The 25267-nt window shown below is 36.4% G+C and carries 15 protein-coding genes and 5 pseudogenes; 8 read left to right on the forward strand and 12 right to left on the reverse strand.

What is annotated here, in order from left to right; translation table 11 throughout:
* Positions 1 to 7 precede the first annotated feature (7 nt).
* The 3 pseudogenes from AABM58_RS01430 to terL all read left to right on the forward strand — a co-directional run.
* Positions 8 to 670 (forward strand): annotated as a pseudogene (locus AABM58_RS01430) (phage terminase large subunit); the annotation flags it as partial.
* 51 nt (positions 671 to 721) lie between these two features.
* Positions 722 to 1548: pseudogene (locus AABM58_RS01435) on the forward strand (IS5 family transposase).
* A 16-nt stretch (positions 1549 to 1564) separates the two neighbouring features.
* Positions 1565 to 2096 (forward strand): annotated as a pseudogene (gene terL, locus AABM58_RS01440) (phage terminase large subunit); the annotation flags it as partial.
* Between the two features lie 24 nt (positions 2097 to 2120).
* On the opposite strand, the gene AABM58_RS01445 reads toward terL, so the two are convergent.
* The 3 genes from AABM58_RS01445 to AABM58_RS01455 form a co-directional block, all read right to left on the reverse strand.
* Positions 2121 to 5549, reverse strand: a complete 3429-nt coding sequence (locus AABM58_RS01445; RefSeq protein ID WP_338406096.1) for a hypothetical protein — start codon at positions 5547 to 5549, stop codon at positions 2121 to 2123.
* A 41-nt stretch (positions 5550 to 5590) separates the two neighbouring features.
* Positions 5591 to 5791, reverse strand: coding sequence for a hypothetical protein (locus AABM58_RS01450; RefSeq protein ID WP_338406097.1), 201 nt, complete (start codon positions 5789 to 5791; stop codon positions 5591 to 5593).
* Between the two features lie 559 nt (positions 5792 to 6350).
* A complete protein-coding gene (locus tag AABM58_RS01455; RefSeq protein ID WP_338406098.1) occupies positions 6351 to 7736 on the reverse strand; it encodes a hypothetical protein in 1386 nt (461 codons plus the stop codon).
* 571 nt (positions 7737 to 8307) lie between these two features.
* Here AABM58_RS01455 and AABM58_RS07905 point away from each other — a divergent pair.
* The 3 genes and pseudogenes from AABM58_RS07905 to AABM58_RS01470 all read left to right on the forward strand — a co-directional run.
* A pseudogene (locus tag AABM58_RS07905) lies at positions 8308 to 8953 on the forward strand (hypothetical protein); the annotation flags it as partial.
* A 1065-nt stretch (positions 8954 to 10018) separates the two neighbouring features.
* Positions 10019 to 10219: a hypothetical protein gene (locus AABM58_RS01465; RefSeq protein ID WP_338406097.1), complete on the forward strand. Its 201-nt coding sequence runs from the start codon at positions 10019 to 10021 to the stop codon at positions 10217 to 10219.
* A 41-nt stretch (positions 10220 to 10260) separates the two neighbouring features.
* Positions 10261 to 13689: a hypothetical protein gene (locus tag AABM58_RS01470; protein WP_338406096.1), complete on the forward strand. Its 3429-nt coding sequence runs from the start codon at positions 10261 to 10263 to the stop codon at positions 13687 to 13689.
* Between the two features lie 24 nt (positions 13690 to 13713).
* On the opposite strand, the pseudogene AABM58_RS01475 reads toward AABM58_RS01470, so the two are convergent.
* The 9 genes and pseudogenes from AABM58_RS01475 to AABM58_RS01515 form a co-directional block, all read right to left on the reverse strand.
* Positions 13714 to 13975: pseudogene (locus tag AABM58_RS01475) on the reverse strand (hypothetical protein); the annotation flags it as partial.
* Positions 13976 to 13978: 3 nt separating this feature from the next.
* Positions 13979 to 15955 (reverse strand): ankyrin repeat domain-containing protein, encoded by a 1977-nt coding sequence (locus tag AABM58_RS01480; protein WP_338406099.1) that lies wholly within the window; start codon positions 15953 to 15955, stop codon positions 13979 to 13981.
* A gap of 194 nt (positions 15956 to 16149) precedes the next feature.
* On the reverse strand, positions 16150 to 18057 hold the full coding sequence (gene uvrB / locus AABM58_RS01485; RefSeq protein WP_338406100.1) for an excinuclease ABC subunit UvrB: 1908 nt from the start codon (positions 18055 to 18057) through the stop codon (positions 16150 to 16152).
* 101 nt (positions 18058 to 18158) lie between these two features.
* On the reverse strand, positions 18159 to 18920 hold the full coding sequence (locus AABM58_RS01490) for a cytochrome c1 (RefSeq protein ID WP_338406873.1): 762 nt from the start codon (positions 18918 to 18920) through the stop codon (positions 18159 to 18161).
* A 389-nt stretch (positions 18921 to 19309) separates the two neighbouring features.
* A complete protein-coding gene (locus AABM58_RS01495) occupies positions 19310 to 20539 on the reverse strand; it encodes a cytochrome b (protein WP_338406101.1) in 1230 nt (409 codons plus the stop codon).
* Positions 20540 to 20647: 108 nt separating this feature from the next.
* The gene (locus AABM58_RS01500; protein ID WP_338406102.1) at positions 20648 to 21649 is read right to left on the reverse strand and encodes an ankyrin repeat domain-containing protein; all 1002 of its coding nucleotides are present in this window, start codon (positions 21647 to 21649) and stop codon (positions 20648 to 20650) included.
* A gap of 289 nt (positions 21650 to 21938) precedes the next feature.
* The gene (locus AABM58_RS01505; RefSeq protein WP_338406103.1) at positions 21939 to 22418 is read right to left on the reverse strand and encodes a hypothetical protein; all 480 of its coding nucleotides are present in this window, start codon (positions 22416 to 22418) and stop codon (positions 21939 to 21941) included.
* A complete protein-coding gene (locus AABM58_RS01510) occupies positions 22405 to 22947 on the reverse strand; it encodes an ankyrin repeat domain-containing protein (RefSeq protein ID WP_338406104.1) in 543 nt (180 codons plus the stop codon). The genes AABM58_RS01505 and AABM58_RS01510 overlap by 14 nt, the downstream gene beginning before the upstream one ends.
* Before the next feature lie 95 nt (positions 22948 to 23042).
* On the reverse strand, positions 23043 to 23294 hold the full coding sequence (locus AABM58_RS01515; protein ID WP_338406105.1) for a J domain-containing protein: 252 nt from the start codon (positions 23292 to 23294) through the stop codon (positions 23043 to 23045).
* A 169-nt stretch (positions 23295 to 23463) separates the two neighbouring features.
* On the opposite strand from AABM58_RS01515, the gene AABM58_RS01520 reads away from it, so the two are divergent.
* A complete protein-coding gene (locus AABM58_RS01520) occupies positions 23464 to 24036 on the forward strand; it encodes a NifU family protein (protein ID WP_338406874.1) in 573 nt (190 codons plus the stop codon).
* A complete protein-coding gene (gene hisS, locus AABM58_RS01525; protein ID WP_338406106.1) occupies positions 24033 to 25256 on the forward strand; it encodes a histidine--tRNA ligase in 1224 nt (407 codons plus the stop codon). The genes AABM58_RS01520 and hisS overlap by 4 nt, the downstream gene beginning before the upstream one ends.
* Positions 25257 to 25267 lie beyond the last annotated feature (11 nt).

Consider the following 25267-nt stretch of genomic DNA (forward strand, 5'->3'; position numbering starts at 1 on the left):
TCTAACAATTTTGAAAGAAGTCTATTCTCAATTGCTTAGCGAAAAACATTCGCTCGATACGAGGTGCATAATGCAATCTGATTGGTATAAAGAACTATTTCCAGAGGTAAAATTATCCAAAGACCAGAATACCAAATACAAATTCCAAACAGTGCAGAGAGGATACAGAATCGCAACATCAGTTGGAGGAACATTAACCGGTGAAGGTGGAGATTTCATCATCGTGGATGATCCGCTTAACCCTGCTCAAGCTTTGAGTGAAACATTTAGAAAACGTGTTATAAACTGGTTCGATCAGACTTTGGTAACGAGGCTCAACGATAGAAAAAAAGGAGTAATTGTGCTTGTGATGCATAGGCTCCACCTGGAAGACTTGACTGGGCACCTCTTATCTAAGCCAAAAAACATATGGCATCACATTTGTTTGCCAATGATTTCTGAAAAAGTGGAGATAATCGACTCAATTACGACACAAGAAAAAGGTTTATATTCAAGGGAAGAAAATGAGTTATTATATCCCCTGGAGGGAGGAAGAGAAGAAGTTGAGATGATAAAAGTTGAACTCGGGAGCTACGCTTTTGCTGCGCAATATCAACAAAACCCCCTGCCGCTTTCAAGCGGTATAATTAAACAAGAGTGGTTAAAGCGCTATAAAAATTTCCCTGATAATAGACTTCTTTCAAAATTGTTAGAGGGAGTGTAAGATGAAGTATTTGAAAGCATGAAATATAAGGAAATAGAAAAGTTAGAAGGAGAAAAGTTTCGACGTTTAACAGGGGTAAAAAAAGCAACATTTGAGCGAATGGTAGAAATTCTAGAAGTGGAGGATAAAAGAAAAAAAGCTAGAAGTGGAAGAAAAAGTAAACTTTGCATAGAAGACAGGCTACTTATGGCACTGGAATATATAAGAGAATATCGTACATATTTTCATATTGGGCAAAGCTATGGCATGAGTGAAAGTAACAGTTTTAAAATAATAAGATAGGTAGAAGACATATTAATAAAACATCCAGATTTTGCATTACCAGGAAAAAAAGAGCTATTAAAGAGTGATGTAGAATATGAAGTTTTAGTAATAGACGGAACTGAAACGCCAGTAGAGAGACCAAAAAAAAGCAAAAGCCCTTCTACTCTGGAAAGAAAAAAAGGCATACTATAAAAACACAAATAGTAACAGAGAAGAAGAGTAAAAAAGTCATATGCACATCTTTCTCGAATGGTAGAAAACACGATTTTCGGATGTTTAGAGAATCAAAGGTAGCAATATTACCGGACACCAAAATCTTAGCTGATGCCGGCTACAGGGGAATGCAGAAGATACACAAAAATGTTGTATTACCGCACAGGAAAATGAAAAAGAATCCGTTAAGCAAAGAACAAAAAAAAGAGAACAGGGCACTTATGAGCCAAAGGGCAATTGTTGAAAACGTAATTGGCTTATTGAAAAGGTTTAAAATCATCTCGGACAGGTATAGAAACCGACGAAAACGTTTTGGTTTAAGGTTTAATTTGATTGCTGCAATTCACAATTTTGAGCTCCATACATGAATTTTGAAAGAAGTCTAATTTCTCGCATGTAACTCAAAGCTGGGACACTGCAGTTTCAACAAGCGATTCCAGCGACTTTAGCGTCTGCACCACCTGGGCAAAAATAGATAATAAATTCTATTTACTTGATGTATACCGTGCAAAGCTTGAGTACCCAAAGCTTAAAGAGCAAGTTCTGTCACTAGCTGCAAGATGGGTACCACATGCAATTTTGATCGAAGCAAAAACGAGTGGTCAACAGTTAACACAAGAGCTAAAAGCAAACAGTAATTTACCCATTATCGAAATAATTCCACACAACGACAAACTCACTCAAAATTGTTCCAATTATAGAGTCTGGCAGGGTTTTTCTGCCACAGCAAGCAATATGGCTCAATGATTTTGAGTATGAGATTTTAATGTTCCCAGAAGCTCGCCACGATGATCAAGCGGATAGTACCGTGCAATATTTACAATGGATGAGAAAAACTAGCACCAGCGTTTTCAGGGTCAGGGACTTTGGCCCCAACCCTAATAAAACACTTAGGTGGCTCAGAGCAGTGGATTAGATTAAGTAAAGGCCCCTATCATTTTTATATCTTGGCTTCTTGTAAACTGCTGCAGAGTTCGGAATCGGAATCGGAAAAACTTGAGCGTGGTGGATCTCTTGCCTCTTCAGGCGATGGAGACTTACGTTTTAGCGATTTTCTTTCAGTATTCTTCCTATCAGATTTAGACGATGAATTACTGCTTTCGCTTCCCGAAGATTCCCTTGAACTACCTTCATCTTCAGGCGATGGAGACTTACGTTTTAGCGATTTTCTTCCAGTATTCCCCCTATCAAATGATTCTTCATAATCCATATCCTCGCCAAAATCACGTTCAAGAAAGTATAGACCTTCGTTGAATGCGATTGGTGTTTCTGCCAACACTTCTTCACTAGGAAAACAGCTACAAGATGCTTCTTTAGGAGAATAACCACAAGATGCTTGCAACTTTCTATACTCCTCCTTTTCATATTTCTCTATACTTTTGACGACGTTAATGTCGATAGCATTTTTTATATATAAGGCATCATTCTCATAATAAACTAAACTATCATCCAAACCACACTCCTTCCACCTTGATTTAAATGCTTCAACATAAATACTCTTAAATTCCTCAAACAACTTTGATTTCTCTTGAAAACGCTTGCTATCAAAAAACACATACCATACGTCAGAATTCTTACTTTTTGTTGCTAGATACGCAGATTCTTTTATACGTTTACGAGCTTCTTTAACTCCCATTTTTTCTAGCTTTTTAACCACTTCTTCTTCTACTTGTATCCTAAAGTCCTGAATAAGATGGACTTTTAAGTTGGGTATGGCATCATCTATATTATATGCAATTATTATTTTTCCATCTTTATCACGCTGAAAATCAGAAGGAAAGACACATGGAAACTGACCAAAATTATAGACTCTTTTTGCTACTTCCTCAGTGCCACAATCATGTTCTATTATATAATTTTTTACCTGGTCTAAATATTCTGTTGTATTAACATGATCACCAAGCAAACTAACAATCTTCCCATTTTTTAAAGTAAAGTTGATATGAACACCACCTCTATAATAATTACTGCTGTTGAACCTATAAAGCAATGCTTTAATCAACCCTTCTTCCTTTGAAAGTGTTTCATGCGTAGGTTCAGTTCTACATTTATTAGCACCTGTCTTAGCACGTAGCTGTGTCCATTCGGGCGATGATTTTCTATCAGACATATGTACATTGTCAGCTATCTTTTTGATGACGTTAATATCTTTAATATATAACTTGTTATTTTTATAATCGAAAAAGTCTGAATCCTCAAGACCACACCTATTTAATTCTGAGTGAAGCGTTATAGTATAATTATCCTTAAATACACCAAAAATACTTTTAGCACATGACTCCTTACCCTTAAAATACTCTTCCTCTTCGTCAAAAGATATACAATATTGGTAAGGTTTATCTGCTTCTTCCAGTTTAGCAAACCCTTCTATGTATTCGTGAATTTTCTCCTTTGTTAGGGTGTTCTTTTCTTCTATCTTTTTAGCTGCAATCTCTTTCACACTTTTTAGAAATTTATTAATAATAAGCTCTTTCTCAGTCAACTCTTCTTGATTTTCATAATTAGACGTGTCAGTAAACGTTGACGATGGCCGAGATTCATAACCACTCTCTGCAGAATATACAGAAGCAGATCTTTCATTAGTAAGCAACCCAGGCGATCTTGGACAACCACTATCTGTAGAACATCTAGAAGTAGACCTTGAATATGGCTGGAATCGTGGACCACTAAATGACAAAGAGTTCGGAGCACTAGTCGATGCTGATCCACTTTCATTAGCACCTTTCCGTGGTGAAGGTCTAGCAAAAGGTAACCGGAGTCGTGGACCACTAACTAGAAGAGATATAAGAGAAGAACGCGGCGGCGGCGGTAATGGATAAGGGTTTCCAGTTGCTGATCCACTTTCATCAGCACCTTTCGATGATGAAGGTCTAGCCACAGACAACAGGAATTGTGGACTACTAAAAGGTATAAGAGGAGGCGGTGGTGGATAAGGGCCCCCAGTACTAGTCCTTGCTTGAGCACTTAATGATTTAGATGTCCCTGGAGCAACAGGATTAACTGCAATACAATTTATCTGCGTCAATGGATTCGCTACAGCTAAGCTTACAGAATTATGCAGATGCCGCAGCAGCCCTTCTGTTCCTGATCCTCTTTCTCCTCCTCTTTCTGAACCTTGCCTGGGCTGTACCTGTGATTGCTTAAGGAATGAGCTTGGACTACCACTTGAAGAACATGCAACAGAATGTTGTGGAGGTGAATCACCAAGACCACTATCTCTGTTTCCTTTAGATTTAAGAAACCTACGTCCAGTTTGTTCAGGCGGTGTTCTTGGTGGCTCAGGCGACAATGCTCGCAAACGAAGCTCAGGGTCAATGGACAGTTCATGGTCTTTGTTGATTACAGAGCTTTCTATGATTTTAGTTATCACACAGTGAGAAATTTCTGGATTGGAAAAGTCTATGCTATACATTCCATCACTTTTATCTATTGATAATTCTCCCTGAGTTCTATCATAAAGATTATAAAATACAGCACCATCAAATGCATAATTTAGTTTAAGAGCTTCTTCGCTTGTCAATATCCGCTTTCCTCCGCCACCTAATACAAGAGGTATAAGAATTGAGGCCTCTTCTCTATTTAAAGGAGACGCACATATAAACCCAACTACTATTATTTTCGTTGATTGATAAACAGAGTTTATTATTGAGTCTTTAAGCAACATCACACTATGATCAACATCATTGCCAACTCCAAGATCGATGCCTATACGCCATGCGGCACGCCGCGTTACACTATCAATAAAACGAGCATCATCAAAAACATCCTTGATATATACACTATCGCCTTCAATCTTCAGAGGGTTCTTAGGAACATTTTCATATTTTCTTTCTTTCATCCTTAATAAAAACTTACTCTCAAATTCCTTGCGTAATTCTTTATTATCAAATTCACCGCACCATAAATATTTTTTCTTGTCAAACGGTTGAGAAGTTATATAAGTTAACATATCTTCTTGGACATCTTTTTTAAGTGAAAAAGCCAAATGAGACTTTAGATTAAAAATTACACCTTTATCTACAGGTGTTACAAACTTAAACCCATGCTGTTTATCCCAAGACCAGTCTCTATCACTGATATAAAACGGGAAAGAATTAACATCAAAAATTAGCTTAGCTGTATCCAATATTTCTGCATCATTACTTTCCTCAATGCCGTAGAATTCACGTATTATCTTCCTTTTTATACTGTCCAGATATTCTCTACACTGGTACGTATCCATACTCTTCTCAAATGAGACTACGATATAGTCCTTCTTGCCCTCGCTTTGCAGCTTAAAATTAGTTTTAACTGCATTGAAATCATAATTATTAACATTAAAAGCACTAACCAATGCTCTTACTGTTTCTCTTTCTCTTGTATTAGGCATACCAACCTCCCCATTTTTAAATTACAACAACTACCCTTTACTTAACGTTTCATAGAACTACCAGGATTGTTTTTCTGCTCAGACTGACGTCGCTTCTCTATTTCCATTAGCTTCCTGGCTGTATCACTATGGTCATCATACCTCATTCCTTTTGCTCCCTGCACTATACCACCACCTGGTGCTGTATTCTCACGTTTCCACTTTTCAGCATCAAAACCTTTTTTATCATTACCGCTATGCATATTGCCTCCTAAGTAAAAATATTATGTAATTAATATACTAAAAATAAAATTAAGTGCAAGCACTTTTTTATATTTTTTTTAAAAAAACTTTATTCACTCTTTTTCATAAAACTCAACTTTCAAGATTCCAGCGTCACACGCTACCCTTTCTTGTCATCCCAGTACTGGGATCCAGTCTTTTTTGTCACCCAAGTAGCTAACACTGGTTCTTTGCAATTTCATCAAAAACGCTCCCTCTTAACATAAAACCCTACATTTATCAAACCCAATGCACAGTCTGGATTCCAGCGTCACGCGCTGGAATGACAAAAAAAGATGCTGAATGACACTCGTGTTTCTTTATGTCATACCAAATACCCATAGGTGTCATCCCAGTGCCCAGACACTGGGATCCAGTCTTTTTTGTCATCCAAGTAGCTAACACTGGTTCTTTGCAATTTCATCAAAACCACTCCCTTTTAACATAAAACCCTACACTTACCAAACCCACAGCCTGGATTCCAGTGTCACGCACTGGAATGACAAAAAAGAAATCACTGTAATCTAACTACCTTCATGATTATGTCTTTCCTACTGACTGACCTTCTGCACATTTCTCAACTTTTACATCATTAGTCAATCCTTTTGGTGGTTGAGCATTATTCACAGAACCTTCATTCTCAGCACCATTCCAAGTACCTATGTTAAAATCAAATCCACAATTAGCAACAGAATTTTTAACGGATTGCTTCGGAGCTCTTTTGTCAGAAGCAGATTCCTGAGCAGATTTTCCTAGAGTATTTTCACTGGTTTGGTTAGGTTGCCCGTTAGAAACAGAGCTTTGAGCAGGTTGATTCGAAGCTTCCTTATAACTGCTCCTTCTTCCCCTACTACTATTGCATCCATAAGGCTCCCTTCTCCTCGTCCCCGTTGTATTCGCTGCAGTCTTTGGAGCAGGTGGACACACCTCTTTCTTCTGTTCCTCAGGTTTTGCTTTCTTCTCTTCTTCCACTTTTGGTTTTACCTCGCGGTTCTCCTCCTTTATAACCTCTTTAGGCATTAGTTCTTTCATAGGTTTTGGTAAAAGATCAAGCTCTGGTTTGCTCAGAACAACCGGTCTTACAAACTCAGATGAAAAATCAAAAAGGAAAACTGGCACAGCGGGCTTTTCTCTTTCATCTACCTTTATTTCTATATCTTTATGAACTTCTTTATTTGCTTCTAATGATGTTTTTTCTGCTTTTTTATCTTCTTTTTCTGTAGATGCCTCTACCGCAGCCGCCAACTCAACTCCAAACATCTCTGCGAACATTGTAACAATCCATCCGACAACAGCCATTTGTAACCTGAGTTTAAGATCTTGCAATGCAGTTAATCTTTCTAACGCCCTTGCAAACTCTTCTTCTGATAACTCACCACTGTTTAATTTCTCCTGCAATTCTTTTATCTCTTTGTCCAACCTCTGATCGAAACTTAAATCGCGTGCAAAAATCTTCCTGATTAACTCCTTAAGCTTATCACACAAAAACTTAATTATCGCAGCAATCAGGTTTTTTTCTTTCTTCTCCTTGAGCATTTGGTAGATTTTCGGATCTACATCTACTTCAAAGAGGTTGAAGAGAGATTCAAAGAAATTCCAGAAATCTCCCAGCGCTCTTTCTCTTTCACCATTGAAATAATCTTCATCATCTCCTTCGGTATGTAGCTCTGCTTGAGATGATATTTCATCGATACAACTAGAGGCCTGACGCTCACATTCGGCTCTTCTGAGAAAATCTTGTCTGGCAAGCTCTTCCATGGTGGCTTTTAGTTCGTTTAGCTTCTGCTCCGCAGAGAAATCTTGCTCCCTGATTTTTCCTTGGAAGATTGAGCTACCGTTTTCGTTATTATCTGAAAAATTTTCCATTACTTTTGCCCCCTTAATAAAATTACTATCTTTATTGTCACCTGAAAAGCTTTCCACCATTTTTACTCCCTTCATAAAACTTAATTCTACAGTACTAAATATTTAAGAAATATTAATGTAAAGATGTCAATAAAATTATTTACATCTTTATACTATATTATATCATACACCATTTAATCTTTCAATAATATTTTTTATTCTTGCTGCTTCTTCAAACTCTAGCATGCGCTTTCCTTCTTATTAGTGTTTAATTTTGCCTCTACCATCACTTTTTCTTATAAAGTATTTGATGTAGATTTTATTATACTCTTTGGCATAACATTTGCAACATACTTTATCTATAAATGGAAATTATTATACTTGCAGCTAGGCACAATTTGAAATAATTTACACTATAAAGTTAAGGAACGAGATCCCAGTGTCAGCTACTTGCATGACAGCAGTCCTACGTCATACCGCCGCGGCGCTAACAAGAGATCCCGCTAACAAGCAGCGGGATGACGGTTTATCAAATCGTCGGTAAATCCAAGTCACTTTAGCTATATCAGAGCAATAGAGGCAGTGCGTAGAGGAGCTTGCCAGACAAGATTTTCTCAGAAGAGCCGAATGTGAGCGTCAGGCCTCTAGTTGTATCGATGAAATATCATCTCAAGCAGAGCTACATACCGAAGGAGATGATGAAGATTATTTCAATGGTGAAAGAGAAAGAGCGCTGGGAGATTTCTGGAATTTCTTTGAATCTCTCTTCAACCTCTTTGAAGTAGATGTAGATCCGAAAATCTACCAAATGCTCAAGGAGAAGAAAGAAAAAAACCTGATTGCTGCGATAATTAAGTTTTTGTGTGATAAGCTTAAGGAGTTAATCAGGAAGATTTTTGCACGCGATTTAAGTTTCGATCAGAGGTTGGACAAAGAGATAAAAGAATTGCAGGAGAAATTAAACAGTGGTGAGTTATCAGAAGAAGAGTTTGCAAGGGCGTTAGAAAGATTAACTGCATTGCAAGATCTTAAACTCAGGTTACAAATGGCTGTTGTCGGATGGATTGTTACAATGTTCGCAGAGATGTTTGGAGTTGAGTTGGCGGCTGCGGTAGAGGCATCTACAGAAAAAGAAGATAAAAAAGCAGAAAAAACATCATTAGAAGCAAATAAAGAAGTTCATAAAGATATAGAAATAAAGGTAGATGAAAGAGAAAAGCCCGCTGTGCCAGTTTTCCTTTTTGATTTTTCATCTGAGTTTGTAAGACCGGTTGTTCTGAGCAAACCAGAGCTTGATCTTTTACCAAAACCTATGAAAGAACTAATGCCTAAAGAGGTTATAAAGGAGGAGAACCGCGAGGTAAAACCAAAAGTGGAAGAAGAGAAGAAAGCAAAACCTGAGGAACAGAAGAAAGAGGTGTGTCCACCTGCTCCAAAGACTGCAGCGAATACAACGGGGACGAGGAGAAGGGAGCCTTATGGATGCAATAGTAGTAGGGGAAGAAGGAGCAGTTATAAGGAAGCTTCGAATCAACCTGCTCAAAGCTCTGTTTCTAACGGGCAACCTAACCAAACCAGTGAAAATACTCTAGGAAAATCTGCTCAGGAATCTGCTTCTGACAAAAGAGCTCCGAAGCAATCCGTTAAAAATTCTGTTGCTAATTGTGGATTTGATTTTAACATAGGTACTTGGAATGGTGCTGAGAATGAAGGTTCTGTGAATAATGCTCAACCACCAAAAGGATTGACTAATGATGTAAAAGTTGAGAAATGTGCAGAAGGTCAGTCAGTAGGAAAGACATAATCATGAAGGTAGTTAGATTACAGTGATTTCTTTTTTGTCATTCCAGTGCGTGACACTGGAATCCAGGCTGTGGGTTTGGTAAGTGTAGGGTTTTATGTTAAAAGGGAGTGGTTTTGATGAAATTGCAAAGAACCAGTGTTAGCTACTTGGATGACAAAAAAGACTGGATCCCAGTGTCTGGGCACTGGGATGACACCTATGGGTATTTGGTATGACATAAAGAAACACGAGTGTCATTCAGCATCTTTTTTTGTCATTCCAGCGCGTGACGCTGGAATCCAGACTGTGCATTGGGTTTGATAAATGTAGGGTTTTATGTTAAGAGGGAGCGTTTTTGATGAAATTGCAAAGAACCAGTGTTAGCTACTTGGGTGACAAAAAAGACTGGATCCCAGTACTGGGATGACAAGAAAGGGTAGCGTGTGACGCTGGAATCTTGAAAGTTGAGTTTTATGAAAAAGAGTGAATAAAGTTTTTTTAAAAAAAATATAAAAAAGTGCTTGCACTTAATTTTATTTTTAGTATATTAATTACATAATATTTTTACTTAGGAGGCAATATGCATAGCGGTAATGATAAAAAAGGTTTTGATGCTGAAAAGTGGAAACGTGAGAATACAGCACCAGGTGGTGGTATAGTGCAGGGAGCAAAAGGAATGAGGTATGATGACCATAGTGATACAGCCAGGAAGCTAATGGAAATAGAGAAGCGACGTCAGTCTGAGCAGAAAAACAATCCTGGTAGTTCTATGAAACGTTAAGTAAAGGGTAGTTGTTGTAATTTAAAAATGGGGAGGTTGGTATGCCTAATACAAGAGAAAGAGAAACAGTAAGAGCATTGGTTAGTGCTTTTAATGTTAATAATTATGATTTCAATGCAGTTAAAACTAATTTTAAGCTGCAAAGCGAGGGCAAGAAGGACTATATCGTAGTCTCATTTGAGAAGAGTATGGATACGTACCAGTGTAGAGAATATCTGGACAGTATAAAAAGGAAGATAATACGTGAATTCTACGGCATTGAGGAAAGTAATGATGCAGAAATATTGGATACAGCTAAGCTAATTTTTGATGTTAATTCTTTCCCGTTTTATATCAGTGATAGAGACTGGTCTTGGGATAAACAGCATGGGTTTAAGTTTGTAACACCTGTAGATAAAGGTGTAATTTTTAATCTAAAGTCTCATTTGGCTTTTTCACTTAAAAAAGATGTCCAAGAAGATATGTTAACTTATATAACTTCTCAACCGTTTGACAAGAAAAAATATTTATGGTGCGGTGAATTTGATAATAAAGAATTACGCAAGGAATTTGAGAGTAAGTTTTTATTAAGGATGAAAGAAAGAAAATATGAAAATGTTCCTAAGAACCCTCTGAAGATTGAAGGCGATAGTGTATATATCAAGGATGTTTTTGATGATGCTCGTTTTATTGATAGTGTAACGCGGCGTGCCGCATGGCGTATAGGCATCGATCTTGGAGTTGGCAATGATGTTGATCATAGTGTGATGTTGCTTAAAGACTCAATAATAAACTCTGTTTATCAATCAACGAAAATAATAGTAGTTGGGTTTATATGTGCGTCTCCTTTAAATAGAGAAGAGGCCTCAATTCTTATACCTCTTGTATTAGGTGGCGGAGGAAAGCGGATATTGACAAGCGAAGAAGCTCTTAAACTAAATTATGCATTTGATGGTGCTGTATTTTATAATCTTTATGATAGAACTCAGGGAGAATTATCAATAGATAAAAGTGATGGAATGTATAGCATAGACTTTTCCAATCCAGAAATTTCTCACTGTGTGATAACTAAAATCATAGAAAGCTCTGTAATCAACAAAGACCATGAACTGTCCATTGACCCTGAGCTTCGTTTGCGAGCATTGTCGCCTGAGCCACCAAGAACACCGCCTGAACAAACTGGACGTAGGTTTCTTAAATCTAAAGGAAACAGAGATAGTGGTCTTGGTGATTCACCTCCACAACATTCTGTTGCATGTTCTTCAAGTGGTAGTCCAAGCTCATTCCTTAAGCAATCACAGGTACAGCCCAGGCAAGGTTCAGAAAGAGGAGGAGAAAGAGGATCAGGAACAGAAGGGCTGCTGCGGCATCTGCATAATTCTGTAAGCTTAGCTGTAGCGAATCCATTGACGCAGATAAATTGTATTGCAGTTAATCCTGTTGCTCCAGGGACATCTAAATCATTAAGTGCTCAAGCAAGGACTAGTACTGGGGGCCCTTATCCACCACCGCCTCCTCTTATACCTTTTAGTAGTCCACAATTCCTGTTGTCTGTGGCTAGACCTTCATCATCGAAAGGTGCTGATGAAAGTGGATCAGCAACTGGAAACCCTTATCCATTACCGCCGCCGCCGCGTTCTTCTCTTATATCTCTTCTAGTTAGTGGTCCACGACTCCGGTTACCTTTTGCTAGACCTTCACCACGGAAAGGTGCTAATGAAAGTGGATCAGCATCGACTAGTGCTCCGAACTCTTTGTCATTTAGTGGTCCACGATTCCAGCCATATTCAAGGTCTACTTCTAGATGTTCTACAGATAGTGGTTGTCCAAGATCGCCTGGGTTGCTTACTAATGAAAGATCTGCTTCTGTATATTCTGCAGAGAGTGGTTATGAATCTCGGCCATCGTCAACGTTTACTGACACGTCTAATTATGAAAATCAAGAAGAGTTGACTGAGAAAGAGCTTATTATTAATAAATTTCTAAAAAGTGTGAAAGAGATTGCAGCTAAAAAGATAGAAGAAAAGAACACCCTAACAAAGGAGAAAATTCACGAATACATAGAAGGGTTTGCTAAACTGGAAGAAGCAGATAAACCTTACCAATATTGTATATCTTTTGACGAAGAGGAAGAGTATTTTAAGGGTAAGGAGTCATGTGCTAAAAGTATTTTTGGTGTATTTAAGGATAATTATACTATAACGCTTCACTCAGAATTAAATAGGTGTGGTCTTGAGGATTCAGACTTTTTCGATTATAAAAATAACAAGTTATATATTAAAGATATTAACGTCATCAAAAAGATAGCTGACAATGTACATATGTCTGATAGAAAATCATCGCCCGAATGGACACAGCTACGTGCTAAGACAGGTGCTAATAAATGTAGAACTGAACCTACGCATGAAACACTTTCAAAGGAAGAAGGGTTGATTAAAGCATTGCTTTATAGGTTCAACAGCAGTAATTATTATAGAGGTGGTGTTCATATCAACTTTACTTTAAAAAATGGGAAGATTGTTAGTTTGCTTGGTGATCATGTTAATACAACAGAATATTTAGACCAGGTAAAAAATTATATAATAGAACATGATTGTGGCACTGAGGAAGTAGCAAAAAGAGTCTATAATTTTGGTCAGTTTCCATGTGTCTTTCCTTCTGATTTTCAGCGTGATAAAGATGGAAAAATAATAATTGCATATAATATAGATGATGCCATACCCAACTTAAAAGTCCATCTTATTCAGGACTTTAGGATACAAGTAGAAGAAGAAGTGGTTAAAAAGCTAGAAAAAATGGGAGTTAAAGAAGCTCGTAAACGTATAAAAGAATCTGCGTATCTAGCAACAAAAAGTAAGAATTCTGACGTATGGTATGTGTTTTTTGATAGCAAGCGTTTTCAAGAGAAATCAAAGTTGTTTGAGGAATTTAAGAGTATTTATGTTGAAGCATTTAAATCAAGGTGGAAGGAGTGTGGTTTGGATGATAGTTTAGTTTATTATGAGAATGATGCCTTATATATAAAAAATGCTATCGACATTAACGTCGTCAAAAGTATAGAGAAATATGAAAAGGAGGAGTATAGAAAGTTGCAAGCATCTTGTGGTTATTCTCCTAAAGAAGCATCTTGTAGCTGTTTTCCTAGTGAAGAAGTGTTGGCAGAAACACCAATCGCATTCAACGAAGGTCTATACTTTCTTGAACGTGATTTTGGCGAGGATATGGATTATGAAGAATCATTTGATAGGGGGAATACTGGAAGAAAATCGCTAAAACGTAAGTCTCCATCGCCTGAAGATGAAGGTAGTTCAAGGGAATCTTCGGGAAGCGAAAGCAGTAATTCATCGTCTAAATCTGATAGGAAGAATACTGAAAGAAAATCGCTAAAACGTAAGTCTCCATCGCCTGAAGAGGCAAGAGATCCACCACGCTCAAGTTTTTCCGATTCCGATTCCGAACTCTGCAGCAGTTTACAAGAAGCCAAGATATAAAAATGATAGGGGCCTTTACTTAATCTAATCCACTGCTCTGAGCCACCTAAGTGTTTTATTAGGGTTGGGGCCAAAGTCCCTGACCCTGAAAACGCTGGTGCTAGTTTTTCTCATCCATTGTAAATATTGCACGGTACTATCCGCTTGATCATCGTGGCGAGCTTCTGGGAACATTAAAATCTCATACTCAAAATCATTGAGCCATATTGCTTGCTGTGGCAGAAAAACCCTGCCAGACTCTATAATTGGAACAATTTTGAGTGAGTTTGTCGTTGTGTGGAATTATTTACTATCTGCTTTTAACACTTGCGCCAATTTGCTGTGGACAAGTTTGCATAAGATCAGTAGATGGAACATCCTTAGTAGTCTCGATTGACTCTGTAGGCACACTACCATTTTTCTTAAAACCTTTATCTTCTATAGCTTCCAGAACACTTTTTCCTCCCAAAAGACAGTTTTCTCCTAAACTTTTCTTCTTAGCTTTTAACTCGTTAAGCTTTACTTCGCTCTTCTCACCAATCTTTACCTCTATTTTATTATCACCTTCCGTACTAGGACTTAGATAAATACTAATCTCTCCTACCTCAGTGGTAAAAGACATTTCAATGCTACCTTTTAAGATATCTGTATAATTTCTTTTTCCGTCTATGCTTTCAACTCTTACTATACTTTCCCCAATTTGAAGTATGCCGACTTTTAAATTTAACACTTTAGCTTTTTTATTGTTTAAGATTTTCACAGGTTCAATAATACTATCTTGTGAATATTTCATATAAAAATATTGATTATCTATCTCCACTGTCTCTAGCTTCTCCTTTTGAGCTTGCCCATCTCTGTTTACAATACCTTCATATGCTATACTTATTAGCTTGCTTTCAGTTTCTTTACATTTTTTAGAGAGATTATTTATATAATTAGATCGATAATTTTGTGCTAGCTTAGTATTACCTGAGAGAAATTTTTGTCTTGCTTTCCCACCTTTTAATAATAACTTGCTAGTGATGCTTTCTATGATGTTTAAAGCTTTATCTTTATCTTTATTTTTATCGTCTTGTTCGGGAATATCATTAACCCTTCCTATATACTCTCTGGTTTCATCGCGTGGTTTCACACGATCAGTAAGAATATTGTTTATTTTTTCAAGTATCAAATTTGTTACAGTTTCTTTATCACCTTTTTTATTGTCATTACTATAACTTGAATTTAACCTTATTCCTTCCGTCAAGTACTTATTTACTATTTTCTCAATACTTTCTTCAGGTTCTTGTTTATTTCGTGCTATTATCTTTTGTATATCCTTACAAAACTCTTTAATTAGCTCCTGTTCATCTGTAGTTAATGGTACTTCTAGCTTCGCTAACAGTGAGTCTTCTAGAAAAAGATAATCACTTGAACTACAGCTCGAATCCTCGTCTTCTGTGTTACAATTACTCGATTCAGTAGAAATTGTTTGATTATTATCACAAGGTGCTTTTTCTGAATTCGAATTACCGAAAAGAATTTTCTCAATAGCTTGACGGCACTCATATTCAGTAATATATTCAAATGGAGTCTTTCCACTTTCATCTCGTATACTTGGATTAGCTTTTATTACTTCTAAAAGATACCTTATATTTTCAGTATCGTTGCGTTCAGCAACGTAATGTAACAGAGTTTTTTCATTTTGATTCTGTATATTTGGATCAGCTCCTGCTCTTAGAAAAAATATTATATAATTGTGATGATCTAATAGACTTCTATCGCTTTCTAACCCATTTAAAATGTCAAACAATTTTTCATTTAAATAATCTGACAGAGTTTCTTCATTTTGATTCCGTATATTTGAATTAGCTCCTGTTTCTAGAAGAAACATTATATATTGAGTATAATTGAAATCATTTAATAGACCTCTATTGCTTTCTAACTCATTTAAAATGTCAAACAATTTTTCATTTAAATAATCTGACAGAGTTTTTCCATTTTGGTTCCGTATATTTGGATCAGCTCCTGCTTGTAGAAGAGACATTATACGTTGAATATCATTGGGATTATCTAATAGACCTCTATTGCTTTCTAACTCATTTAAAATGCTAGATAATTTTTCATCTAAGTAATCTGACAGAGTTTTTCCATTGTTTTGTGTACTTCGATTAGCTCCTTTTTCTAGAAGAGAAATTATATATTTAATATTACCGGGATTATCTAATAGACCTCTATTGCTTTCTAACTGATCTAAAATGTTACGTAATTCTTCATTTAATTCCTTGTTTGGTACCTCACCATGCATATTCTATAACCATTACTCACTAATTCTTCAGTGATTATCGTAATACACAGATAAGTCAATAAAAAAATACACCTTTCCTTCTTCAGTTCTAAAATATTGTCAAAAGGCCCAAAAAGATGAGTTAAAGTAAGAAGGAGAATAGCAGGTTGTTTACACTTTCATGCTATGCCCATAGCATCATATATTACTTAACCTTACAATAATTTTTTTATTCTTGCTGCTTCTTCAAACTCTAAATTTTCAGCATGCTCTATCATTTGCTTTCTCAAATCATCCTTATTAGTATTTACTTTCGGTTCTGCTATTGCCCTCTCCTGTAAGGTGTTTGATATAGGTTTTATTATAGTCTGCGGGATAATATTGTGCAATATATTATGTTCTTCTTGTTTTTTTCTTCTTCTTTCGGTCTCTCTTAATGCACGATCTAAAGAACCAGTGATTTTATCTGCATATAAAATTACTCTGCCTTCAGCATTACGTGCAGCACGACCGATCGTTTGAATTAATGAAGTTTCTGATCGTAAAAATCCTTCTTTATCAGCATCCAAAATTGCAACCAACCCACATTCTGGAATATCAAGACCTTCCCTCAGCAAGTTAACACCTACTAAAACATCGATTTCTTTAGATCTTAATTTACATATAATTTCTATTCTCTCCAGCGCACCAATATCAGAATGCAAATAACTCACTCTCATATTCAATTCACTCATATATTCAGCTAAATTTTCAGCCATTTTTTTCGTCAATGTAGTGATTAAAACACAAAATCCCTTCCTGATCGTCACTTGTGCCTCATGAATTACATCATCAATTTGACTCTCTATTGGTTTTACAATGCAGATTGGGTCCGTAAGCCCTGTTGGACGGATAACTTGCTCTATAAATACATTATTGGTCTTTGCCAACTCATACTTTCCGGGGGTGGCTGAAATGTAAATAGTCTGCGGCCTAACTTCCTCCCATTCTTCAAATTTTAATGGACGATTATCAAAAGCGGAAGGGAGCCTGAAGCCATAGTCAATCAATTTCTTTTTACGCGCCTCATTACCACTGTACATCGCACCAACCTGAGGAACGGTGACATGACTCTCATCAACAAATAAAATTACGTCTTTGGGTAAATATTCAAACAAAGTAGGCGGTGGATCCCCAGCTTCCATTCCATAGAGATAACGCGAATAATTTTCAATACCTTTACATATTCCTATTGTTCTCATCATTTCGATATCAAAATTAGTGCGTTGCTCGAGGCGCTTTGCTTCAACAATCTTATTTTGCGAGTAGTAATAATCCAAGCGTTCATGCAGCTCTTTTTTGACTAGTTCAACTGCCTGCAACAAAACCTCACGCGGGGTTATGTAATAGCTGTTTGGAAAAATGGTGATTTTATTTACGTCTTTAGTAACATTGCCCGTTATAGCATCAATTTCAAAAATTTCTTCTACTTCATCGCCAAATAACGATAAACGCCAAGCTTTATTTTCATAATGGGAAGGAAATATATCAATAATATCGCCGCGCACTCTGAAATATCCTCTCTCAAACCTGGCATCAGAGCGCTTGTATTGGAGATCAGTTAAGTTGCTCAGGAAATCATTAATACGAATTTTATTTCCAACACTAAGCGATATGATCATGCTGCGGTAGCTCTCAGGCGAACCAAGACCGTATATGCAGGAAACACTGGCAACTACGATCGTATCTCTGCGCTCCAAAAGGGAGCAGACGGTGGAATAACGCAGCATCTCAATTCTTTCGTTGATTGCAGAATCTTTTTCGATATAAGTATCAGTTTGTGGTAAATAGGCTTCTGGCTGATAATAATCATAATAAGAAATGAAGTATTCAACAGCATTATGAGGAAACAATCCTTTCATTTCCTCATAAAGCTGTGCTGCTAAAGTTTTATTGTGTGCCATAATTAATGCAGGCCTGTTTGTCCTTGCAATAACATTTGCCATAGTAAAAGTTTTCCCAGAACCAGTAACTCCAAGCAAAACCTGATCTCTTTTATTGCTATTTAGCCCTGCAATTAAGCTATCGATTGCCTGTGGTTGATCCCCAGCTGGTTGAAAATGTGTAGTGATTTGAAATTCCATGAGTTCTACCTATTATATTTTCATAATGTGTTTATTATTGTATAATACACTTGCTAGTGTAAATAAGGTATGAAAGTGAATGTAAATGGATGTAAGAAATTCTATTCTTTCTTTTTATAGAGCTTGCTCCAAATTCTATTGTTAGTTAATACAAAAAACACTGTTAAAATTATAAAATACGCCACTACTTTTAATCCGAGTTTATGCCTGCGCTCTAATTCTGGCTCTCCTGCCCATTGTAAAAAATTTACCACGTCATATGCCATATTTTCAACTGTGGCTTGTCTTGCACCATCATATTCCACCATTCCTTCAGAAAGTGGTGGCGCCATAGCTAATCTGCCTGTTGGAAAATACGAATTAAAATGTAAATCATTTTCATCGTGTTCGCCGTTTTGATAGCCTGTTAACAGTGAATAGACATAATTTGCACCATCATGCCTTGCTTTAATAATTAACGATAAGTCTGGTGGAACAGCACCATTATTGCTTGCTGCAGCTGCTTCTTTTGTATCAAAAGGTGCAATAAAATAATCCGAAGGTATTCCAGGTCTGTCAAACATTTCACCCAAATCATTCGGACCATCTTTAACTTGATAAGAAGCTGCAATCTGTTTTACATCTTCTTCAGAAAAACCAACATCTTGCAAATTACGAAACGCTACTCTATTCATTGAATGACAAGCAGCACAGACTTCCTTATATACCTTGTAGCCACGTTGAATTGACTCTCTATCGAAAGACCCAGTAATTCCATCACATTTCCAGTCCATTTTTTTATTTGGTGATGGCTTGAATTCTTCTGCAGATATAAGACTAGATAGAAATAACATGCAGAAGATTGCAAATACATTAGATCCCATGCATAACCACTGTTTTAGTAAATTTCGAATTGATGTCATGCAAGTAGCTGACACTGGAATCCAGCTTATTTCATCACTGACATTATGGTTATCGTGCACTCCTAGAATCTGTTGTCCATTGCATGATTTGTAAGTATTTTTATATCTGGATCCCAGTGTCAAGCACTGGGATGACAACGGAAGATAGTGGAATGACACTGTGTGTTGTATACAACGTTCATACAGTTGTGTACATGATGCTGGAATCCATTTATTTTTCTTCTGGATCCCAGTGTCAAGCACTGGGATGACAGAAGAGGGCCCTGGGGTAAAAGAAGAGGGTCCTGGGGTGAAAGAAGAAAGTTCTGGGATGACAGAGAATTTTGTAAGAGATCTGCTTTGAGTTGACATTACTTCATCTCCGGCACAGAATCACTTAAGGTTTTTGGTGGTTCTTTTGGCTTTTCATACTTACTAAGCAGTGGTAAAATTATTACAAAGTATGCAAAATAATAAAGAGTGGACAGCCTACTCATAGTGATGTAAGGCTCTTTTACCTCTTGTCCTCCAAGCCAGGCAAGAAGTGCAAAATTTATTGCAAAAACCCAAAAAAATTTCTTGAATACCGGGCGATAAGCACCACTTTTAACTTTTGATTTATCAAGCCAAGGTAACAAAAACCACACTAAAATAGACGCAAACATGGTAAGCACACCAGTAAGTTTATCTGGAATTGAACGTAGCATTGCATAAAAAGGTAAAAAATACCACTCTGGCACTATATGTACCGGAGTGACCATAGAATCAGCTTCTATATAATTGTCTGGATGCCCAAGATAATTGGGAGCATAGAAAACAAATGCGAACAAAACTACAAAAAACAGACCAAAAGTTATGCAATCCTTGACTATATAATAAGGATAGAGAGGGATGGTATCCTTATCTGATTTTACCTCCACTCCACTTGGGTTACCAGAGCCAAACCTATGCAGAGCTATCACATGAAGCATAGCTAAAGCAATAATAACAAAAGGCAGAAGATAATGCAGAGCGAAAAAACGGTTAAGTGTTGGGTTATCCACTGAAAAACCACCCCATAACCATATAACTATTTTATTGCCAATTAAAGGTATAGCAGAAAATAAGTTGGTTATAACTGTTGCACCCCAGAAACTCATTTGTCCCCAAGGCAATACATATCCCATAAAGGCAGTTGCCATCATTGCAAAAAATATAAATATACCAACAAACCACACCATCTCTCGTGGTCTCTTGTAAGATCCGTAATATAATCCACGCATTATATGAATATAAACCACCATAAAGAAAAGTGATGCTCCAACAGCGTGAGTGTAGCGTATTAACCACCCGTAATTCACATCCCGCATTATGCGCTCTACACTATTAAACGCATAATCAACATGCGGAGTGTAGTGCATAGCAAGAAATATACCTGTTATTATTTGTAAAATTAGCGCTATACCAGCCAAAGAGCCGAAGTTCCAAGCATAATTTAAGTTTTTTGGCACTTTGTAAGAAGCAGTGTGTCTTAGAAAAGAAAATATAGGCAGTCTATATTCTATCCATCCTAATATGCCTTTTTCTTCTTTTATTGTTTCTTTCTTGTTATCTTCCTGCATAACTTAAAGCTTTTTGAATATTGCTATCTTTAACTCATTTTATTGTAGCAGCTTATCCCCAACGAGCAATAAAAAGTTTAAACTTAAGGGATAGATTTTGACTATAACTTAAAAGAACTTTTGATGCACACCTTTAGATATTGTTGTGTTGCTTAGTGAACTTCCAGGGCATTGATAAAGCTCTTCGAACTCACTAATTGCCATCTTGACATTTCTTTCTATAGCACTAACCTTTCTTTCTTTAATTTGCTCCAATGTCAAAAGCGAATCATCTATTGGCTTCGAATATTTTTCTCCCGTGAACCTTCTTATTACTATATCAGCCAGCAGAGCCGTTCCATTAACATTAACTTGTGAAGAACTGATTGAGCTTCCAGCCGAATGAGTAACAGGCTGCTGTGCAGAAGGTAAAGCAGGAGTGCTTTGGCCAAATACAGCAGTAGTTGAAGCTCCTACCCAATTAAACATACTATTAATAAAAGAAGAAGGTTTTACTGCACTATTTACCACATCTGTGGTATCGATAGCTTCTAACGCTGATCTAATAAAATCTAACATTGCTTTACAATCAACTAGAGCGGTACCATTCAATATAGCTGTTATTTTTTGTCTTGTATCGCTATCACATATATTTCCTCTATAATTTCCAACAACATCTAATGCTGTTTTGCCATTCACATCTTTAATACTAGTATCAGCATTGTTGCAGAGTAGAAGTTCTACTATAGTTTGCCGACAATAGAAAGATGCTAAGCACAAAGGTGTAAAACCTTCATAATTTGTAGCATTGATGTTAGCACCACTATCAAGTAGAAATTGTGCTATTTCTAGTTTGTCACTAGTAACAGCAATGTGCAAGGGAGTAGTAAAATATGTAGTACTAATAGCATTAACATTAGCATCATTGTTAAGCAAAAACCGTATTATTTTTAAATCACCATTGTAAACAGCATAATGTATAGGGTTAATAGTGTGTTTTTCACTATTAATAATCTGGTCTTTTATACCTCTACTCTCTGCCTCTTTAATACATTCTTCAACTTCCTGAAATTTACCCATGTCTATAGCAGCAAATAATTTATCTCTCAAGCCCTTAATTATTTTTTGCATCAAATACCTCCTAAAGGATAACATTTTCGGCTTTATATCATATAATTTAGTATACACAAGTGAAATTTACAGAAGAAACAAAAAAATTTTCAATGGTTAAAATTGAAATCAGGCTACTAATTCTTCAGCAACCTATCACGTGCCGCGTTTAACTTTTGTGCAAAATATTCCGAGTCTCCTTATTCAAATGTTTTGGCACTTAATAAGAGGTAATATGTTTTAAGATAAGAAAGGAAATAAGGGATAGAAAAATAAACACTCAAGCTTGAATGCTTATTTTGACTATAACTTAAAAGAACTTTTGATGCACACCTTTAGATATTGTTATGTGACTTAGCGAACTTCCAGGGCACTGATAAAGCTCTTCAAACTCACTAATTGCCATTTTGACATTTCTTTCTATAGCACTAACCTTTCTTTCTTTAATTTGCTCCAATGTTAAAAACGAATTATTCATGGGCCTCAGAAATTTTATTCCAAAGAGCCTGTTTACTGCTACAATAGCTAGCAGAGCTGTTCCATAAAAATCAACTTGCGAAGAACCAGATGGGCTTCTAGCCGAATTAGCAACAGGCTGCTGAGCAGGAAGTAAAGCAGGAATGCTTTGGCCAAATGCAGCAGTAATTGAAGCTCCCACCCAATTAAATATACTATTAATAAAAGAAGAAGGTTTTACTGCACTGCTTGCCACATCTGTGGTATCGATAGCTTCTAACGCTACCTTAAGATTTCTAGTGGGCAATATTGCTTTATAATCAAATGCCAACATCACCTCTCAACATAGATACTATTTTTCGTCTTATATGGTTATTACACATAACTTCTGGATCATCTCCAACAACATCTAATGCCGCGTTGCCATCTACATCTCTTATATCAGCATTAGCATTATTCTTGATGAGAAGTCTTACCATCCCTAATCGACAATGGAAAGACGCTAAGTACAAAGATGTCTTACCTCTTGCATCTCGCAAATCGACATCAGCAAGACGACCAAGTAGAAATTGTCCTGCTTCTTCTCTGCCATACTTAGCAGCAACGTGCAAGGCAGTTCTCAAACTTACATCACTAGCAGCATTAACATCAGCACCATCGTTAACCAAAAGCCGCAATATCTTTAAGCTATTTTTTTTAACAGCAAAACTTATAGGTTTCATATCGTATTTTTCACTATTAAAAACCTCGCCTTCTACAGCTATATACCTTGCAACTTCAATACATTCTTTAGCTTTCCGAAGATTATGCTCTTCTATAGCAACAAATAATTCATCTATAAAGACTTCAATCTGTTTGCTCATCAAATACCTCCTAAAAGACAACGTCCCCGGCTTTATATCACATAATTTAGTACGCACAAGTAAAATTTACAATGGTTAAAATTGAAATCAGGTTACTAATTCTTCAGCAACCTATCACGTGCCGCATTTAGCTTTTGTGCAAAATATTCTGAGCCTCCTTTATCTGGATGAACTAACTTCATTAAATTTTGATATGCTTTATTAATTTCATTTTGACTTGCCTCAGGATTCAGCCCCAGTATCTTTAATGCTTCATCTTTGGACATGTTATCACCAGTGTAATTTTCAGTACAACTTCTACTGCTATTAAATTCGTTCAAAAACTTACTCAATATAGAGTTCATCATGAAACTTATGTTATTTTTTTTTGTCAGGAAAAGAAAAAATACAACAACGCTAGGCAAGACAAATGTAATTACTATGAATACTAAAAAAAGAAAAAAGATGAATGACATGTATATTTTTTTATCATTTTATGATTAAATAGTAACAATTATAATCGTCATGGTAAATAACATGTTCATCCAGATTGAAGAAACACCAAATCCAAATACACTAAAATTTCTCCCTGGATTTGCAATTCTAAACGAAGGAGAAACGGCTGATTTTTCAAATGCAGATGAAATAAAAAACTCCAAGTTAGCAGCAAATCTTTTTCAAACAGAACATGTAGTGAGAGTATTTTTTGGTCATGATTTTATTTCAGTAACAAAATTGGATGGAATTAATTGGGATATATTAAAAGTGGAAATTTTAACTACAATTATGGATCACTTTACTTCAGGTGGAAAAGCGCTAGATAAAGAAGGAGTGAATGATAATAACATACCAAATGAGGAATTTTTTGATGAAAGTGATATAGAAATTGTAAATAGAATAAAAGAATTGATGGAAAGTTATATCAAACCTGCAGTTGCTCAAGATGGTGGCGATATCAAATTTCGTGGCTATAAAGACGGGATAGTTTATGTTGAATTACAAGGAGCTTGCTCTGGATGCCCAAGTGCTGCAATTACTTTAAAGCAAGGAGTGCAGAATATGCTGAGCTACCACATACCAGAGGTTGCAGGTATAGAGACCACACTATGACTAATCAAACAGTTAGAGGAACGAAAGACCTTCTATTTGATGAGTGGTATAAGTTTAAATACATTCAGCAAACAGCAAATAGAATCTCAAATCTATACGGCTTTTTGCCCGCCCAAACTCCAATATTTGAGTACACGGAGGTTTTTACAAAAACCTTAGGTGATAGCTCAGATATCATCACTAAAGAGATGTATAGCTTCAATGATAAAGGGGGAAAGAGCATAACTTTACGTCCTGAGTTCACCGCAGCGATTGTTAGACTATTAATCGAAAAAAAACTGCAAACACCGATCAAATTATTCTCAACAGGGCCTGCATTTCGTTACGAAAGACCACAAAAGGGACGACAAAGGCAATTTCATCAGATAAATTTTGAGGTTTTTGGCATAGAAGATCCAAAAGCTGATATTGAATTGATATCACTCGCTCAGCACTTACTAACTAAATTTGGCATCAATAAAAATGTAAAGCTGGAAATCAACTCTTTAGGTGATGGTGAAACAATAACTAAATATAGAGAAGCTTTGATCTTATACTTTACAAAGTACCAAAATGATCTATCAGAAGATAGCAAAAATAGGTTGATCAAAAATCCACTCAGAATACTAGATTCTAAGGATGAGAAAGATAGATTAATAATCTCTGGTGCACCTAAAATCAGCAATTATTATACGAAAGAGTCCTCAGATTTCTTTGAACAAATACTAAATGGATTAACAATTCTTGATATACCTTATACCGTAAACAATAAACTAGTTCGAGGTTTGGATTATTATTGCCACACAGTGTTTGAGTTTGTCACAGAAGATTTAGGTGCACAAGGGGCAGTTTTTGCCGGTGGAAGATACGATAATTTAGTATCTTCAGTAGGTGGAAAACACACTCCAGCAATAGGATTTGCAGGGGGTATTGAGCGCATAATGGAGTTAATCAATTATTCTCCGAAAGAAGAGCGACCTATTTACCTAATTCCAATCGGTAGAGAGGCTGAAAAACATGCTTTAACACTTGCAAATGAATTGCGCAGAAATGGTTTATATGTAATCTATGAATATAGCGGAACGCTCAGAACCCGAATGAAAAAAGCAAATCAAGCAAATGCTAAAGCTGCTTTAATTTTTGGCGATGAAGAATTGAGTAGTAAAACTTTAAAGATTAAAAACATGGATACAGGTGAAGAAAAAATAATTGCTCGCGATCACACAATAGAAAACATCTAGTTAGGAGCAAT

Source organism: Wolbachia endosymbiont (group A) of Longitarsus flavicornis (assembly GCF_963931955.1).
Classification (GTDB): domain Bacteria; phylum Pseudomonadota; class Alphaproteobacteria; order Rickettsiales; family Anaplasmataceae; genus Wolbachia.

Bases quoted from the DNA above. Each gene is read 5' to 3' on its own strand.
- AABM58_RS01445 (WP_338406096.1), bottom strand. From the start codon at position 5,549: ATGCCTAATACAAGAGAAAGAGAAACAGTAAGAGCATTGGTTAGTGCT.
- AABM58_RS01450 (WP_338406097.1), bottom strand. From the start codon at position 5,791: ATGCATAGCGGTAATGATAAAAAAGGTTTTGATGCTGAAAAGTGGAAA.
- AABM58_RS01455 (WP_338406098.1), bottom strand. From the start codon at position 7,736: ATGGTGGAAAGCTTTTCAGGTGACAATAAAGATAGTAATTTTATTAAG.
- AABM58_RS01465 (WP_338406097.1), top strand. From the start codon at position 10,019: ATGCATAGCGGTAATGATAAAAAAGGTTTTGATGCTGAAAAGTGGAAA.
- AABM58_RS01470 (WP_338406096.1), top strand. From the start codon at position 10,261: ATGCCTAATACAAGAGAAAGAGAAACAGTAAGAGCATTGGTTAGTGCT.
- AABM58_RS01480 (WP_338406099.1), bottom strand. From the start codon at position 15,955: ATGCATGGTGAGGTACCAAACAAGGAATTAAATGAAGAATTACGTAAC.
- uvrB (WP_338406100.1), bottom strand. From the start codon at position 18,057: ATGGAATTTCAAATCACTACACATTTTCAACCAGCTGGGGATCAACCA.
- AABM58_RS01490 (WP_338406873.1), bottom strand. From the start codon at position 18,920: ATGGGATCTAATGTATTTGCAATCTTCTGCATGTTATTTCTATCTAGT.
- AABM58_RS01495 (WP_338406101.1), bottom strand. From the start codon at position 20,539: ATGCAGGAAGATAACAAGAAAGAAACAATAAAAGAAGAAAAAGGCATA.
- AABM58_RS01500 (WP_338406102.1), bottom strand. From the start codon at position 21,649: ATGCAAAAAATAATTAAGGGCTTGAGAGATAAATTATTTGCTGCTATA.
- AABM58_RS01505 (WP_338406103.1), bottom strand. From the start codon at position 22,418: ATGTTGGCATTTGATTATAAAGCAATATTGCCCACTAGAAATCTTAAG.
- AABM58_RS01510 (WP_338406104.1), bottom strand. From the start codon at position 22,947: ATGAGCAAACAGATTGAAGTCTTTATAGATGAATTATTTGTTGCTATA.
- AABM58_RS01515 (WP_338406105.1), bottom strand. From the start codon at position 23,294: ATGATGAACTCTATATTGAGTAAGTTTTTGAACGAATTTAATAGCAGT.
- AABM58_RS01520 (WP_338406874.1), top strand. From the start codon at position 23,464: ATGTTCATCCAGATTGAAGAAACACCAAATCCAAATACACTAAAATTT.
- hisS (WP_338406106.1), top strand. From the start codon at position 24,033: ATGACTAATCAAACAGTTAGAGGAACGAAAGACCTTCTATTTGATGAG.